Source organism: Oxalicibacterium solurbis (genome assembly GCF_014635845.1).
GTDB lineage: Bacteria > Pseudomonadota > Gammaproteobacteria > Burkholderiales > Burkholderiaceae_D > Oxalicibacterium > Oxalicibacterium solurbis.
On the sequence record NZ_BMDP01000003.1, the window covers coordinates 151,538 to 166,630 of the forward strand.

Genomic DNA, 15,093 nt, shown 5'->3' on the forward strand with positions numbered 1-15,093 from the left:
GGATTCCGTATGCACAACAAGCGAAATAGCAGGTGAAATGCACGAGCCAGCCGCATTGCGCATCAACGGCATCACCATCGCTGACGACACCATTCTCAACGAATGCACGCATCACGCCGACGCCCCCGATCCGCTTGTTTCCGCGCGGCAGACGCTGGCGATCCGCGAATTGCTGCGGCAGCGTGCACAGGCCTTGCATCTGATCGATACGGAACGGGCCTCAGCGCAGGAGCTGGACGACAACGCACTCGATGCGCTGCTTGCCGCCGAACTGCAAACGCCCGCTCCCACGCGCGACGATTGCCTGCATTACTACCGCCATCACGCGGCACGCTTTCGCCGCAACGACATCGTCCACGCCAGCCATATCCTGTTCGCCGTCACCGCGCAAACGCCGCTGGCATTGATTCGCGCCAAGGCCGAGGAAACGCTGCAGCAATTGCGCGCAACGCCGGAAGCCTTCGAGACGACAGCGCGCGAGCTGTCGAACTGTCCTTCCGGCGGCGTCGGCGGCAGTCTCGGCCAGTTGCTGCGCGGCGACAGCGTGGCGGAATTCGAACACGCCGTTTTCGATGTGCAGGACAACGGCATCCTGCCGCACCTGGTCAACACGCGCTTCGGTTTCCACATCGTGCGCGTGGACCGGCGCATTGCCGGCGATGCGATTCCGTTCGACGAGGTTGCCGACGACATCGCGCGCTTTCTCGCCGAGCGCGTGCGGCACAAGGCGATGCAGCAATACGTAACAGTGCTGGCGTCGCAGGCGCAACTGGAAGGCGTCGATCTCGGCGCGGCGAACGGTCCGCTGGTTCAATAGGCATCCTCAAGGAGAAGCGATCATGCAGGCAACCGATACTTCCGCGACGTCTTCCTCCACTTCTTCTCCGGCCGCGCCGACCATCGTCACGGCGCAGGCATGGTCGGTGCTGCTGGCCAGCACCTTTGCCTTCATGGTCTGCTTCGTCGTCTGGATGATGTTCGGCGTGCTCGGCGTGCAGCTGCGCGAAGACCTCGGGCTGAACGGCACCGAATTCGGCCTGCTGACCTCGACGCCGGTGCTGACCGGTGCGCTGATGCGACTGCCGCTGGGCATCTGGACCGATCGCTTCGGCGGCCGCATCGTGATGACGCTGCTGCTGGCGATCTGCGCGATTCCCGTCTACATCGTCAGCTATGCGACGCAGCTGTGGCAATTCCTCGTGATCGGCCTGTTCCTCGGTTGCGTCGGCGCGTCGTTCGCGGTCGGCACGCCGTACGTCGCGCGCTTCTTCCCGGCACAGCGGCGTGGCTTCGCGATGGGTTTCTTCGGTGCCGGCACCGTCGGTGCGGCAGTCAACCTGTTCGTCACGCCACTGCTGCTGGATACCTACGGCTGGCGCTTCGTGCCGCGCGTCTACGCGGTGCTGCTGCTGGCGACGGCGGTGATCTTCTGGTTCGCATCGGCGCGCGATCCCGGGGCCGGCAAGGCATCCGGCTCGCTGCTCGATTCGTTCCGCGTGCTGCGCGATCCGCGCGTGTGGCGGCTGTGCCAGTACTACTCGATCACCTTCGGCGGCTTTACCGCGCTGTCGCTGTGGATTCCGCAATACCTGAAGGCCGAATACAGCATGACGCTGGTGATGGCATCGGCCTTCGCCGCCGGCTTCGCCTTGCCGGGCGCAGTGCTGCGAGCAGTCGGCGGCATCCTGGCCGACCGCTTCGGCGCGCACAACGTCACGTGGTGGGGATTATGGGTAGCGTGGATCTGCCTGTTCCTGCTGTCGTATCCGACGACCGATTTCGTCATCCATACGATAGATGGCCCGTTCACGATCACGCTGAACGTGCCGCCGCTCGCCTTCGTCGCGCTGACCTTCCTGCTCGGTGCAGTATTCGCATTCGGCATGGCATCGACGTTCAAGTATGTCGCCGATGATTTTCCACAGAATATGGGCATCGTCACCGGCATCGTCGGCCTGGCCGGCGGGCTGGGCGGCTTTCTGCTGCCGATCATCTTCGGCGCGCTGCTCGACATCTTCCGCATCCGCTCCAGCTGCTTCATGTTCCTGTACGGCATCGTCTGGGTCTCGCTGATCCTGATGTATCTGTCGGAAGTGCGCCGGACGCCGATTACCGGCACAGCGCAAGCCACCTAGCATTTTCGGACGTGCATAAAAAAAGGGCCCCGAAAGGGGCCCGAAAGTTGAGAGCATTACAGACTACAGATTGCGTCAGGCTGTTGCCGCTGCGGTACCGCCCGCAGCGCTTTCCTGCCGCTGCAGTTCTTTCGAACGTGCAACGTGTTTGGCAAGCGCCGGCCGCAAGGCCACGACCGCGAGAATCGCTGCGGTGATATCCATGCACGCCACCGTGTACAGAACGGTCGACCAGGTGCCGGTTGCTTCCATCATGATGTTGCCGACCGGAACGAACAGGGCGCCGATACCTTTTGCGGTGTACAGCACGCCGTAGATCTTGCCGATGTGCTTGGTACCGAACGCGTCGCCGGCCAGTGCCGAGAACAGCGAGTAGACCTCACCCCATGCCAGGAACACGACACCCGACAGGATCAGGAACGCCCAAGGGTTGTGACCGAAGTAGCCCAGCGCGATGATGCCGAAGCCTTCCAGCGTGAACGCGATCACCATGGTTTTTTCACGACCGATGTTGTCCGAAATCCAACCGAACAGGGGACGCGAAATACCGTTCATGATGCGGTCCAGCATCAGCGCCAGTGGCAACGCAGCCATCACGAAGAAGTACATGTCGACTTCGAAGTGCTTGACGCCCAGATCGGTTGCGATCACGCCCAGCTGCGCCACTGCCATCATGCCGCCGGTGACGACGCAGATGAACATGAAGAACATCAGCCAGAACAATTTGGTGTTCAGCGCTTCTTTCAGCGTGTAGTCGCGGGTAGCTTGCGCCAGTTTTGCCGAAACCTGAATTTCACCCTTGGCCGGCGAACGCAGGAACCATGCTGCGGCGAATGCCATGCTGCCTTGCAGGATGCCGAAGAACAGGAAGGTTTCCTGGAAGCCCGACGATTCGATCATCGCCGCGATCGGCAGAATCGTTGCAGCGGAACCGGCACCGTAACCACCAGCCGTCAGGCCGACTGCCAGGCCGCGACGGTCCGGGAACCATTTCAGCGCGTTGTTGATACAGGTTGCGTAGATCGAGCCGACACCGATACCGCCGAATGCCGCGCCGACGTAGAAGCCTGCCAGCGACGTTGCCTGCGAGTTGATGACCCATGCCACACCAATGAAGACTGCACCGAACGCCACCATCAGGCGCGGGCCGAGTTTATCGATGAAGTAGCCTTCGATCGGCGCCAGCCAGGTTTGCACCAGCACGAACAACGTGAAGGCGATTTGAATTTCTGCACGTGCCCAGCCGAACTTGTCCTGGATTTCAGGAACGAAGAGCGTCCATGCGTATTGAATGTTTGCGGTCGCGATCATGCAGATCACGCCGACGACCAGTTGCCACCAACGCTTGTTGGAAACCGGTTTGTCTAGGGTTGCCGAAGGTGCGCCGCTCATTTGCCAGCTCCTTGAATCGATGGGTTGAATTGCAGAGCGGAATCTTGCTGAACAAAATCGCACTGGATGAAACTGCCGGATGCACGCGTGGAAGCGCCACCCGATGGGATGAATACCTCTGTCATGATTGTTCCTCTTGCCATCTGCGAGGCTTGCTTGGCGCAGCCCCGGAAGACGATTGTTTGTTGATGTCGCAAACTGCAGCGACGCGCAAATCTGTTGTTTTGTCAGGCGGCCATGTTGCAGGTCCGGTCGAACGCCGTTCCGCCTTCCGCTGTCACGATCCTTGGCCGATCGCCCTTGCGGTGTGGAATGATCGGATGCTGCACCTCGCTTTCGTCAAAACCGGTTCCCGGAAGGAACGAACCAGAAAACCCCGCCTTCCGAGAACATTGCTTCTCTGGTAACGTCCGTTGTCCGCCGTTCGACGGGCCAGGGCGTTAATCGCAGCAAGCAATCGGCCGGGGTCGGCCTTTTTCTTAAAAACAGGTTAGGGTGTCGTTAAGATTTCGTGACGATACGGATTTAGGCTTTCAGCGCCAATACGTATTTGTACGTAACAAAAATACGTACTAATACGTAGTTCGGAGGCAATTCCAGCATCGTTTGTGAAGAAAAAATGAAAGGAACCAAGCAGGCTGCAGCCACTCTTATTTGCGGTTCGCACCGCATCGTTCCCGCCGCACGAATGTTGTGGCGGCCTCATAATGGAGCGGTTATCACCTGTCGTTGCACATGAAGTCCCAGCCTCTTCTCGCCAACCCGCGCAAACGCGCCGCGATCGGCCTGGCACTCTCCCTGTTGTTGCATGCGCTGCTCATATTCCGTTTCGCGACGCAACCGCCGCCGCCGAAGGACATCAACGAGCCCGGCCCCAAGGGAAACATGCCGCTGACCGTGCGCCTGCTGCCGATGTCGCGACCATCCTCGCAATCGGCCGCCACACCACCTGCGCCCGCGCAGCGTTCGGTGCTGGCGCCGCCGCCGACGGCGAAGCAGCAGCCGCGCCAGAAACAGAAATCGACCGTCGCACAGAAGAAGCAGAGCGCACCGAAAACCGCGCTCGATAAATCGCTGCCGCCCGAAAAAACGGCATCGAAGAAGCTGCCACCCAATGCCGATATCTCGGACATGCTGGCCGCTGCGCGCGATCGCCGTCGCGCTGCCGGCATTGAGGATCCGGACAGCAGCAAACAGGAACCGCAGGATGACAGCGCGATCGCGCGCGCCAATGTGCAGCAAATGCTGCAGATGCAGTCGCACGGCCAGCAGGAAGCCGGCGGCGTATTCCAGATCACTTACAAGGGTGCGCGCACGGCGGAATTCATTTTCCGCGGCTGGAATGTGCGGCGACGTACGGATACGCGCCAGTTGATACAGGTCGATGCGGGGTTGAACGGCGACGTGGATACGGCGATCGTGCGCCGCATGATCGAACTGATCCGGCAGACCGAACGCGGTGACTTTCACTGGGAATCGCGCCGGCTTGGCCGCGTGGTCGTGCTGTCGGCCCGGCCGCAGGACAGCGCCGAACTGGAAGATTTCCTGAAGAAGGAATTCCGGCTGGCGCAATAAGTGCAATCGGCACAGCCGGATGACAGGGCGATCGCTGCAACACAGCCTGCCGCTTCATCCCTTCATGCGGGACGCATTTCTTTTGGCTTTCGCTTATTTCGTATCGATCGCGCGCGCCACGCCCAGATGGTGCTGCACGACCTTGATGTTCCGCTCCGCATAGGCCTTCAGTTCCTGATCCGACGTTTCGCGGATGGTTTTATCCAGTAGCTGTTCCGCGCTTTCATGGTCGCCGATGCCGATGCGCGCAATGTACTGGGAATCGAAGGTGCTGCCGCTCAACAGACCCAGCGCGGTTTTCAGCGTCTTGTGTTGCAGATCGGTTTCTTCCGGCAGCGTGATGCCCTTCGATTCTGCCAATGCACGCAGTTCTTCCAGCGCTTTCGTATGATCGTCGATCATCAACTGCGCAAACTTCCGAATCCGCTCGTCTTCGGATTTTTCCAATGCCAGCATTCCGCTGTCGATTTCTCCCAGATTGGCCTGCGCGATATCGCGGATCAGTTCGCGGTCGCCGCTGCTGACGCGCGCTTCCGCCGTCGCGGCGACAGGATCGGTATTGGTTTGCTGCGCATGAAGCGGCGCAGCGCAGGTCAGCATGGCAGCGCATGCTGCGCCTGCCAGTCGTATCGTTCGTCGTGTTGCAAGCTGTTTTTTCACCATCGTTACTCTCCATCAGACAATTGCAGGCAGGAAAATCTTGCCTGCGCGTTCCGCCTGTGGGAGTTCTTCATCCGGGAATAGTTCTGCCTCTCGTTCTGCCACCCGCCGATAACAGGCGTTGCCTTGCAGAAGAAAGAGAAAAGAGGCGGTCGCAAAAACCGCCGGACAACTTCAACTGGTCACTGCATCCGCCAGCAGGTACTGCCGATGCATCAATGCCAGGATATCGGCGGCAGGCAGCGGCGGTGCGATCAGATAGCCCTGTACTTCATCGCAACCGAGTTCGCGCAGGATGTGCAACTGCTCCTCCGTTTCCACGCCTTCCGCAATGACGCCCATGTCGAGCGCCTTGGCCATCAGCACGATGGTCTTGAACAGGATGTCGCCTTCGGGCCCGGCTCCCAGGCGCGACGTAAACGCACGATCGACCTTGATGATCTGCATGTCGATTTCCTGCAGCCGCGACAGCGACGAGTAGCCGGTGCCGAAGTCGTCCAGGTGGATCTTGATGCCGAGCGCGCTGATGGCGGCAAGCTGGCCGATCACATCCGTCGATTCGCTCATCATCGCCGATTCCGTCAATTCCACCTCGATCAGTTCAGGCGCAATGCCATGGCTCTTCAGCAGGCCGGCAATCAGCGTATCGACGCCGCCGACGTTGAGCTGCGTCGGCGAGATGTTGACCGAAACCGGCACCAGCGGCTCGCCTTCGCGCTGCCATTGCGCGATCTGCACGCACACCTGATCGATCACCAGTTCGCCCAGCTGTACGATGCAGCCGTTCTTTTCCGCCAGTGGAATGAATTCGGAAGGATGGATCAGGCCGCGCAGCGGACTGCGCCAGCGTACCAGCGCTTCCAGCCCCGTCAGCTGGCCGGTGAAGGCATTCACACGCGGCTGATAGTGCATCTCGAACTGGTTTTCGGCAATCGCGCGCACCAGCTCGGCTTCCGCGTTCAGCTTGCTGCGGATGCTGTCGTACAGCTGCTGATCGTAGAAGTGGAAGGTGCCCTTGCCTTCTTCCTTCGCCGCGTACATCGCGATATCGGCCTTCTGGATCAGCGCATCCGGTTCTTCGCCATCGTCCGGAAACATGCTGATGCCGATCGACGTGCCGATGCGCATTTCGCGCCCGAGGATGACGAAGGCTTCGTGGAAGGCTTCGGTGATGCGCGAGGCGACATGCACGACTTCGTCCTGATTCACGACCGAATTCAGCAATACCGTGAATTCATCGCCGCCAAGGCGGATGACATGATCCTCGGCACGCAATACCGATTTCAGCCGCGCCGCCGCCTGCCGCAGCAGCTTGTCGCCCATCGTATGGCCGAGCGTGTCGTTGACGTTCTTGAAGTTGTCCAGGTCGATGAACAGGATCGCGAGGATGCCGTCACGATTCTTCGCGCTGCGCAATGCGGTCGGCAGGAAGTTGATCAGCCAGTAGCGGTTCGGCAATCCCGTCAGCGCATCGGTGTTGGCCATCGTCAGCAGCAGCTGCTCGTGCTCCTTGGTTTCCGAGATGTCGCGCAGCGTGACGGCCAGCCCGGTCTGCGAACGCACCAGCCGGCGATGCACCCAGCTCGGCTGGCCCGGCTTGGCATCGGCGAACTGGAATTCGTCTTCATAAAAACCGAACTCCATGGCGCGCCGATAAATGGACAGCGATTGCTGCACATCCTGTCCCAGATTGACTTCCGATATCTTCATGCCGATCAGCGCACGCTTCGTGTAGCCCAGCAGCGATGCGCCGCGCTCGTTGCAATCCTCGATCACGAAATCCTGCAGCACGCTGTCGTGCGCATACAGCGCGCTTACCATGTAGAAGCCTTCGCGCGCATCGTCGATGGCCAGGTGATAGGTCCGCTTCACCTCGTCCGCCTGTTTCTTGCGCCATGCCAGCCGCGCCGAGAAATGCATGCCGACCAGTGCAGCCAGGAACAGCGCAAGGCTGGCGATGCCGGCGATCTTGCGATAACCGGCAGCGTTTTCTTCCTGCGCGGCATACTGACCTTTTTCCGCCAGGCCGACATAGGAAACCAGCGGATAGCCGGACAGCTTGTGCCATGCAAGGATGCGCGCTTCGTGATCCTTGTATTTGTTTGCCGGCATGCGCCGCACGCCGCTTTCGGTGGTGAACTCCGGCGGTTGCAGATGCACCTGATCGCCACGAATGTCCACGCCCTTCTCGCTGACCAGCAGCGTGCCGTCGTCGTGCCGGATCGAAATGAAGTCGCGCGGCTTCAGGCTGTTTTCGTCATTGAAGGAAGCGAGATAACCCGGCTCGACACCCACCGACACCACGCCGGCGAAAGAGCCGTCCTTCGCATCGAGGCGGCGCGTGAAACGGATCACCGAACGGCCGGAACGGCGGCCCACCGTCAGTGACGGATCGATGCGCAAGCCAGCGCCGGCATGCGCACGATGAAACTGGAAATAATCGCGATCGCTCGCATTGATCGTGGGGCCGGCCAATGTGCTGGCGATGCTGATGCCGTTGCGGTCGATGATGCTGACGTAGAAATCTGAGGCCGGGGGATACAGGCCTTCCCGCAATTGATCCTGCAGGTCGATCTTGCCGTCACTGTGTTCCCAATAGTATTTGAGACTGAGCGACAAGGCATCGATCTGGTCGACGGTGCGCGAGAGCTGCTGGGAATAGGCATTGGAGAGCGACACCGCCATCGCCGCGGCATCGCGTTCCGCTTCCTCGTGGTCCATCGCGATCTTGCTGAACGTGATGCCCCAGATGACCACCACCAGCAACAGGCAGCCGGCGGGCCACAGGAGAATGGCGCCGAGGTGTTCCTTCAGGTATCCGTATCGTTTCAAATAACCTGAAAGGCGATGATCGATTTTACGATGCGCATTTGCCAAGATGAAACCTGCTCAGGGAATTCGTGGGACATGGTGCCGCGTGGCAATAACATGATACCCCCCGGCCGGCATGATCAATTCATGACAGCTACACGAGCCACCGCATACATCGGCACTTCACCGATAAACACGGCAGAGAAAAACAGAGAGACGGCATCCGCAGGATCGGCGGATGCTTGTCCGTCGAAGTCCGCCAGATTGCGCGGGCTTCGAACATCCAGGACAGGATCAACAGGAACGACTGAACGGAACGGCTTGAAACAATTGCATGTATTGCACCATGAGAATCCCGCATCCGCAATGGGGTATCGCACAAAGACGGATGAGGAAGGCTGCAATATCTGATTGTATTGCTGCACGGCATTGTTTTTTGATCTGACGGGGAACGGTCGCGCACCGGGCGCATCCAATTTGCCACGAATGCAATATGGAGGCATCCATGCAACTCGAAGGCTCCTGTCACTGCGGTGCCGTGCAGTTCTCGCTGCATAGCGCCACGCCCGTTCCCTACCAGCGCTGCTACTGCTCGATCTGCCGCAAGACGCAGGGCGGCGGCGGTTATGCAATCAATATCGGCGGCGATGCGAAAACGCTGAAGGTGAAAGGCAAGGACGACGTCAGCATCTACCATGCCGTCATGCGCGTGCCGGGCGAACGCACGCATGCGAGCAAGGCCGAGCGCCACTTCTGTCGGCGCTGCGGCAGCGCGCTATGGCTGTTCGATCCGGCGTGGCCGGACTTGGTGCATCCGTTCGCTTCGGCGATCGATACGCCGCTGCCGGCACCGCCGGAAACCACGCACCTGATGCTGGACTTCAAGGCGCCGTGGGTAGAGATCGATGCCGGGAAAAAGGACAAGCGGTTCGATGTCTACCCCGAGGAATCGCTGGCCGAATGGCATGCGCGGCTGGGATTGACGTCGACGGACTGAAGAAAAATGAAAAGCTGCGATTGAAGCGGCTTTCTGAAGCCGGAGATTGCGGCGGCACGATGCGCAGCCGATCGCACTACACCGTATGGAGCGATCGGCCGCCGCAGGCCGTCACGCAGTAATCAAAGAATGGTCGATATCGTCGCATCGGCAATCTGCATCGACTGCCGCTCCAGCACGCGCATCTGCGCATCGAGGCGATAGATCAGCGGCACGCCGTTGGGTACCTCGAAACTCGCCGCTTCTTCATCGGGCATGTCTTCCAGCAGCTTGACCAGTGCCCGCTGGCTGTTGCCGTGCGTGCAGATGATGATGTTCTTGCCGGCCTTCAACTGCGGCACGATCGCCTCGTCCCAGAACACGCGCACGCGTTCGACCGTGTCTTTCAGCGATTCGCCCAGCGGCAGCAATTGCGGTGCAATGTCGCGATAACGCGCCTCGCCTGCCGGCGCGCGCGGATCGTCGGCGGCCATCAGCGGCGGCCGCGCATCGAAGCCGCGCCGCCATTTCCACACCTGGTCCTCGCCGAACTGCGCGATCGTATCGTCGCGCCGCAACCCGGTCAGCGCGCCGTAGTGGCGCTCGTTCAGGCGCCAGTGCTTGACGATGGGCAGGCACATCGCATCCATCTCGTCGAGGATCAGCCATTGCGAACGGATCGTGCGCTTGAGCAACGAGGTCACGGCGAAATCGAAACGGAAGCCCGCATCGGCCAAGGCGCGGCCGGCGCGGCGCGCCTGCTGGCGGCCTTTTTCGGTGATGTCGATATCCGTCCAGCCGGTGAAACGGTTTTCCATGTTCCATTGCGACTCGCCATGGCGGACGATGACCAGATTGCCCATTCTTTTTCCGTCTCGGAAATACAAAGGTGCAAGATTAACCGAGATTGCGGATGTCGGTTTATCAACAGATGCTTTTACGAAAACCGCCGCCGCTGCAAACGTCTGAACAAATCGTCACCCGAATCGCCGTTTTGCAGAAAAAATCCGCCTTCCGGTGCCATTCGCAAGCACGCAGCGGCAACCAATATGAGAACATGGCGTCAACGCCGCCGACGTTCGCTGCGTTGCCTGCTCATCAAGCGCATCGGCGATTTCCCGCCGATGCAGACGCAGCGTAAAACGTCGGCGGTCGTCGTTCAGGGAACATCGGGAAACTCCTTCATGCAATCCAGTACTCGCATTCTGCTGTCGGCGCTGCTGCTGACCGTCGCCGCCTGCTCCAGCGCGCCGCCCGCGGTCTACACGGAAGAAAAGTTCGATTCGACGAATATCTATTCGCGCCGTTTCGAAGTCAGTTCCACCGTCGCCTGCGAGGCGGTACGCCGCACGCTGCTGAGCCAGGGTTACGTGATCGTCACGTCCAGTGCCAACCAGGTCACCAGCAGCAAGAGTTTCCAGCCGCGCGACGATGCGCACGTGCAGATTTCTTTCCGCGTGGTCTGCACCGACGACGACGCGAAGGGCGACAAATCGTCGATCTATGTGAATGCGCTGGAAGACCGCTATGCGCTGAAGAAGGTCAACAACGTCGCCAGCCTCGGCGTGGGTGTACTGGGTTCGGTATCGCTGCCGTTCTCGTCGAGCGACGATTCGCTGGTGAAGGTGGCGAGCGAGACGATTTCTTCGGACAAGTTCTATTCGCGCTTCTTCTATCTGGTCGAGCGCTTCCTGGATAACGCAACGATAGAAGACGAGGACGACGACCATCTGACACCGCCGGGTGCGCCCAAGCCAGCTCCGGCCGAACGCCCGGTGACGACGATGCCGTCTTCCGCCACGCCTGAAACGCCGGTGGCGACAACGCCGACAGCGGCCGCTGTGCCGGCCGTCGCCGTTGTATCTCCTTCAGCTGCAGCTGTCTCGGCGCCCGTGCCGGCGCCTGCAGCTGCGGCCGCGCATGCGGCTCCGCTCGAAACCGCTGCTGCATCCATATCGGCAACGCCTGCTTCTCAGGAAAAGGTGGAAGCCGCAACCGCTCCGACCACTGCGCCCATCGTTGCCACTACCTCGGCAGCAACAGCGACTGCACCGCTCCAGACCGTAGCAGTAGAAACCGCAGCCTCGCATGCCGCAGAAACTCCGGCACCGACGGCTGCAAGCTCGACCGATGTGCCGCCAACCACGGCATCGCAGCAGCCGTAACGCCCCGCCCTGACAGGGCATCACACTGTCAGGACGCCTCCGCTTCCGACAACTGCCAGCCGCCGCCCAGCGCACGATACAAACCGACCGACGCCTGCAGGCGCTGCATGCGCAATTGGGCCACGGCATCCTGCGCGCCATACAAGGTGCGTTGCGCATCGAGCAGCACCAGTGCGGTTTCCGCACCGGCGCGATAGCGAAATTCAGCCAGCGTCAGCGCGCGTTGCGCCTGCCGCGCTTCCTCTTCCTGCGCCACGCGCTGCGCATCAATGCCGGCAATCGTATTCAACGCTATTTCCACATCGCCGTACGCGGCGACGATGGCCTGCCGGTATTGCGCCAGCAACTCTTCACGTTGCGCAATCGCCAGATCGCGGCCGGCCGCCAGCCGCCCTGCATTGAAGATCGGCACGCTCCAGCGCCTGCCGCTGGTACCAGTTGACGACCAGACCCTTGGCGACCGTCGTCAGATAGGCGCGCGGTTCATGCAGCGACGACACGTCGCGCGAGGCGAGGATGCGGATGAAGGTGTCCTGCGTCAGGTCGGCCGCATCGAAGGTGTTGCCGATCTTCTTGCACAACCAGCCGAGCAGCCAGCCGTGGTGGTTGCTGTACAAGGCGGCGACCGCCTCGCGTTGATGCGCGATTTCAGTCGACACGGTTGCGCTCTCCGTCGTCTTCCGTCGCAGTCGATTTTGCTGCCTCTGCTGCCGCTTCTGTCGTTGCTTCTGTCGTTGCTTCTGTCGTTGCTTCTGTCGTTGCTTCTGTCGCCGAATCAACGTGACTGGCGCGGTTGCCGCCATCGTCTTCGTCGCCGCGCACGAATTGCACCGCTTGCGGCTGTTCCGCCAGCACGCACTGTTCGCCGGTACGCCGGCATTGATCCTGTTCGCGCCAGTAATCGTCGTGGCTGATGCACGCGGTGCGGCAGATCACGGCATCCGCTGCTGCGGCGCCGAGCAGGCTTGCTGCATTAACGTCGGTCGGCGCAGGCACTGCCTGTCTGCGCAACCGTTCGCGCATCAGATCCTGCACGCGGCGCGTCAGCGATTCGACCCGCTGCGCCAGCGTCACGCGCGACGGCAAGCCGGGAATGCCTTCACGCAGCGCCGCCATATCCTCGCGCAGATAAGCCAATGCCGTTTCGCGCACGAGCAGTTCGCCGCGCAGCCTGACCAGTTCGCCCTGCAGGCGCGCAATCTCCGCCGCCTGCCGCGCGACCAGTTCCGTGCAACGCGTCTGCACGCGGCCGTACTGCTTCAGCAGCGCCTTGTGCTCGCGCATCATGTTGTTCATTTCTTCGTCGGAATGTTCCATGCCTCGTCTCCGGCCGCATCGCGGATGCGGCGTCCGTCCATGCGGCACGATGCGGCACGGACTCAGAAGGGGCGGTCAGGAAAGCAGCCGACGCGGCAAGCGGAAACCGCCCGAAGCCTTATTATAAATGAGAATTATTATCATTCAAACAGAGTGTTGTATCCGTTCGAATTTGTGCCGGATTTCATTGGCCAGCGGAAAGGAGGCTGATCGCGCCTGCTATCGAGAAGCTACGCGTTTTTACGCTGCGAGCGTCACCCGACAGGCATCCATGCAATGGCGCCGAAGCTGGCTGCCTCGGAAGAAAACGCTACCGGCAAACAATCGCAATGCAACGCCGGAAGGAAAACTGACCGCGCCGCATTTCTATTGCAGCACGATCAGCTCTGACTCAATCGCACTTTAACCGCAGCTCAGCCGCGCAGACGTTCGATCAGCAAATCGCCGAACTTCGACGTCGATGCACCGCCGCCCAGATCGGCGGTACGGCCGCTGTCGGTCGCCAGCACGGCATCGATCGCATCGCGCAGTTTCTGCGCCTGCGCCGGCTTGCCCACGTGGTCGAGCATCAGCGCACCGGCCAGCAGCAAGGCGCTCGGATTGGCCAGTCCCTTGCCGGCGATGTCGGGCGCGGAACCATGCACCGCCTCGAAGATCGCGGCATCCTCGCCGATGTTCGCGCCCGGCGCCATGCCGAGGCCGCCGACCAGGCCGGCGATCTGGTCGGACAGGATGTCGCCGAACAGGTTGGTGGAAACGATCACGTCGAACTGCCACGGATTCAGCACCAGCTGCATCGCGCAGGCATCGACGATGCGGTCGTCGTATTCGAGGCGGTCTGCGTAATCGAGACCGACTTCCTTCGCGGTTTCGAGGAACATGCCGGTCAGCGCCTTCAGCACGTTGGCCTTGTGCACGATGGTGACCTTGCGACGCTGATTGCGCACCGCGTAGTCGAACGCGAAGCGCGCGATGCGGCGGCTGCCGGCGCGCGTATTGATGCCGGTCGCCATCGCCACCGCATGCGGATCGCCGCCGATCGGCACGTAGTGTTCATGGCCGACGTACAGTCCTTCCAGATTTTCGCGCACCAGCACCAGATCGATCTTGTCGTAGCGACCGGGGATGATGGTGCGCGCGGGACGCACGTTGGCGTACAGCTGGAAGGCTTCGCGCAGGCGCACGTTGACGGAGCGGAAACCGCCGCCGACCGGCGTCGTCAGTGGACCTTTCAGCGCGAGGCCGGTACGGCGGATGCTGTCCAGCGTCTCGGCCGGCAGCAGGTCGCCGCTCTTTTCCAGCGCGTTCAGGCCGGCCTGCTGCGTTTCCCATGCGAACGGGCTGCCCAGCGCATCGAAGACGCGCACCGCGACGTCGACGATTTCCGGTCCGATGCCGTCCCCGGGGATGAGCGTTGCTGGAATGCCGTGCGGTGTTGCGTTCGCCATGAGGGTTACTCCCGATCGATGAACAAGACGAACAGTGTATTCCCATCCGTCAACCTGCGTCGGCAGTCCGACCGATGAAATTTTTTTGTGCCATCCACCCAAACCTGTCCGTTCGGCTGCCTGTTCTCTGTTCCGTCTTGCGACCTAAGTTATAGTACGCGCACGGTCGGCGGCATCGCTTCGGCACCGCGGCAGGCCTTTTTCCCTGACTTGATATTGGAGATTTCCGGATGGATGTGAACGTATACCGTGGCGAAGGCAAACTGCAGCACGTGGTCGAAGTCGGCCCGCACAAACTGATCGCCGACGCGCCGTCGCAATATGGCGGCGAGGATGCCGGCTTCACGCCGCACGACCTGCTGGCCGCCTCGCTCGGTGCCTGCACCGCGCTGACGTTGAACATGTACGCCAAGCGCAAGGAGATGGATCTGCAGAAGGTCGACGTCAAGGTCGAGCACGCGGACAAGGATGGCGCCTACGTCTTCCACCGCAAGCTGACCTTCCACGGCAACCTGACCGACGAGCAGAAGACCAGCCTGCTCGGCATTGCCGACAAGTGCCCGATCCACAAGGTGCTGTCCGGCGAGATCAAGATCGTCACCGAGGCGGTGTAA

Annotated in this window: 14 protein-coding genes and 1 pseudogene; 7 read left to right on the forward strand and 8 right to left on the reverse strand. The window is 61.1% G+C overall.

Annotated elements, in window-relative coordinates; genetic code table 11:
- The first annotated feature begins 37 nt into the window (after nucleotides 1-37).
- Both IEV40_RS10645 and IEV40_RS10650 read left to right on the forward strand, forming a co-directional pair.
- On the forward strand, nucleotides 38-817 hold the full coding sequence (locus IEV40_RS10645) for a peptidylprolyl isomerase (RefSeq protein WP_188421489.1): 780 nt from the start codon (nucleotides 38-40) through the stop codon (nucleotides 815-817).
- Between the two features lie 22 nt (nucleotides 818-839).
- Complete coding sequence (locus tag IEV40_RS10650; protein WP_188421491.1) at nucleotides 840-2,135, forward strand: MFS transporter; 1,296 nt, start codon at nucleotides 840-842, stop codon at nucleotides 2,133-2,135.
- A 75-nt stretch (nucleotides 2,136-2,210) separates the two neighbouring features.
- Here IEV40_RS10650 and oxlT read toward each other — a convergent pair whose 3' ends face one another.
- The gene (oxlT, locus tag IEV40_RS10655) at nucleotides 2,211-3,527 is read right to left on the reverse strand and encodes an oxalate/formate MFS antiporter (RefSeq protein WP_188421493.1); all 1,317 of its coding nucleotides are present in this window, start codon (nucleotides 3,525-3,527) and stop codon (nucleotides 2,211-2,213) included.
- A 735-nt stretch (nucleotides 3,528-4,262) separates the two neighbouring features.
- Here oxlT and IEV40_RS10660 point away from each other — a divergent pair.
- Nucleotides 4,263-5,102 carry a hypothetical protein gene (locus IEV40_RS10660; protein ID WP_188421495.1) on the forward strand — a complete coding sequence of 280 codons (840 nt, stop codon included), beginning with the start codon at nucleotides 4,263-4,265 and terminating at the stop codon, nucleotides 5,100-5,102.
- Nucleotides 5,103-5,195: 93 nt separating this feature from the next.
- Here the strand turns inward: IEV40_RS10660 and IEV40_RS10665 are convergent, their stop codons facing one another.
- Nucleotides 5,196-5,702: a DUF4142 domain-containing protein gene (locus tag IEV40_RS10665; RefSeq protein ID WP_188421496.1), complete on the reverse strand. Its 507-nt coding sequence runs from the start codon at nucleotides 5,700-5,702 to the stop codon at nucleotides 5,196-5,198.
- Between the two features lie 234 nt (nucleotides 5,703-5,936).
- Nucleotides 5,937-8,594, reverse strand: a complete 2,658-nt coding sequence (locus IEV40_RS10670; protein ID WP_188421499.1) for a bifunctional diguanylate cyclase/phosphodiesterase — start codon at nucleotides 8,592-8,594, stop codon at nucleotides 5,937-5,939.
- 484 nt (nucleotides 8,595-9,078) lie between these two features.
- On the opposite strand from IEV40_RS10670, the gene IEV40_RS10675 reads away from it, so the two are divergent.
- Nucleotides 9,079-9,570: a GFA family protein gene (locus tag IEV40_RS10675; RefSeq protein ID WP_188421501.1), complete on the forward strand. Its 492-nt coding sequence runs from the start codon at nucleotides 9,079-9,081 to the stop codon at nucleotides 9,568-9,570.
- A 122-nt stretch (nucleotides 9,571-9,692) separates the two neighbouring features.
- Here IEV40_RS10675 and gpmA read toward each other — a convergent pair whose 3' ends face one another.
- The gene (gpmA, locus tag IEV40_RS10680) at nucleotides 9,693-10,412 is read right to left on the reverse strand and encodes a 2,3-diphosphoglycerate-dependent phosphoglycerate mutase (protein ID WP_188421503.1); all 720 of its coding nucleotides are present in this window, start codon (nucleotides 10,410-10,412) and stop codon (nucleotides 9,693-9,695) included.
- Nucleotides 10,413-10,462: 50 nt separating this feature from the next.
- Here gpmA and IEV40_RS10685 point away from each other — a divergent pair, with 50 nt between their 5' ends.
- Nucleotides 10,463-10,690 carry a hypothetical protein gene (locus IEV40_RS10685; RefSeq protein WP_188421505.1) on the forward strand — a complete coding sequence of 76 codons (228 nt, stop codon included), beginning with the start codon at nucleotides 10,463-10,465 and terminating at the stop codon, nucleotides 10,688-10,690.
- Nucleotides 10,691-10,733: 43 nt separating this feature from the next.
- Nucleotides 10,734-11,714, forward strand: coding sequence for a DUF2242 domain-containing protein (locus IEV40_RS10690; RefSeq protein ID WP_188421507.1), 981 nt, complete (start codon nucleotides 10,734-10,736; stop codon nucleotides 11,712-11,714).
- A gap of 28 nt (nucleotides 11,715-11,742) precedes the next feature.
- Here the strand turns inward: IEV40_RS10690 and IEV40_RS10695 are convergent.
- From IEV40_RS10695 to IEV40_RS10705, 4 genes and pseudogenes are all read right to left on the reverse strand, one after another.
- Nucleotides 11,743-12,123 (reverse strand): annotated as a pseudogene (locus IEV40_RS10695) (TolC family protein); the annotation flags it as partial.
- The gene (locus IEV40_RS14665; RefSeq protein WP_371870055.1) at nucleotides 12,065-12,373 is read right to left on the reverse strand and encodes a sigma factor; all 309 of its coding nucleotides are present in this window, start codon (nucleotides 12,371-12,373) and stop codon (nucleotides 12,065-12,067) included. The gene IEV40_RS14665 and the pseudogene IEV40_RS10695, both read right to left, overlap by 59 nt.
- Complete coding sequence (locus IEV40_RS14670; protein WP_229724071.1) at nucleotides 12,363-13,031, reverse strand: DUF2325 domain-containing protein; 669 nt, start codon at nucleotides 13,029-13,031, stop codon at nucleotides 12,363-12,365. The genes IEV40_RS14665 and IEV40_RS14670 overlap by 11 nt, the downstream gene beginning before the upstream one ends.
- A gap of 413 nt (nucleotides 13,032-13,444) precedes the next feature.
- Nucleotides 13,445-14,479 (reverse strand): isocitrate/isopropylmalate dehydrogenase family protein, encoded by a 1,035-nt coding sequence (locus IEV40_RS10705; protein ID WP_188421513.1) that lies wholly within the window; start codon nucleotides 14,477-14,479, stop codon nucleotides 13,445-13,447.
- Nucleotides 14,480-14,709: 230 nt separating this feature from the next.
- Here IEV40_RS10705 and IEV40_RS10710 point away from each other — a divergent pair, with 230 nt between their 5' ends.
- A complete protein-coding gene (locus IEV40_RS10710; RefSeq protein ID WP_188421515.1) occupies nucleotides 14,710-15,093 on the forward strand; it encodes an OsmC family protein in 384 nt (127 codons plus the stop codon).

Coding starts and splice junctions, on each gene's coding strand:
- IEV40_RS10665 (WP_188421496.1), bottom strand. CDS start 5,702: ATGCTGACCTGCGCTGCGCCGCTTCATGCGCAGCAAACCAATACCGAT.
- IEV40_RS14670 (WP_229724071.1), bottom strand. CDS start 13,031: ATGGAACATTCCGACGAAGAAATGAACAACATGATGCGCGAGCACAAG.
- IEV40_RS10705 (WP_188421513.1), bottom strand. CDS start 14,479: ATGGCGAACGCAACACCGCACGGCATTCCAGCAACGCTCATCCCCGGG.
- IEV40_RS10685 (WP_188421505.1), top strand. CDS start 10,463: ATGTCGGTTTATCAACAGATGCTTTTACGAAAACCGCCGCCGCTGCAA.
- IEV40_RS10650 (WP_188421491.1), top strand. CDS start 840: ATGCAGGCAACCGATACTTCCGCGACGTCTTCCTCCACTTCTTCTCCG.
- IEV40_RS10710 (WP_188421515.1), top strand. CDS start 14,710: ATGGATGTGAACGTATACCGTGGCGAAGGCAAACTGCAGCACGTGGTC.
- IEV40_RS10690 (WP_188421507.1), top strand. CDS start 10,734: ATGCAATCCAGTACTCGCATTCTGCTGTCGGCGCTGCTGCTGACCGTC.
- oxlT (WP_188421493.1), bottom strand. CDS start 3,527: ATGAGCGGCGCACCTTCGGCAACCCTAGACAAACCGGTTTCCAACAAG.
- IEV40_RS10645 (WP_188421489.1), top strand. CDS start 38: ATGCACGAGCCAGCCGCATTGCGCATCAACGGCATCACCATCGCTGAC.
- gpmA (WP_188421503.1), bottom strand. CDS start 10,412: ATGGGCAATCTGGTCATCGTCCGCCATGGCGAGTCGCAATGGAACATG.
- IEV40_RS10660 (WP_188421495.1), top strand. CDS start 4,263: ATGAAGTCCCAGCCTCTTCTCGCCAACCCGCGCAAACGCGCCGCGATC.
- IEV40_RS10675 (WP_188421501.1), top strand. CDS start 9,079: ATGCAACTCGAAGGCTCCTGTCACTGCGGTGCCGTGCAGTTCTCGCTG.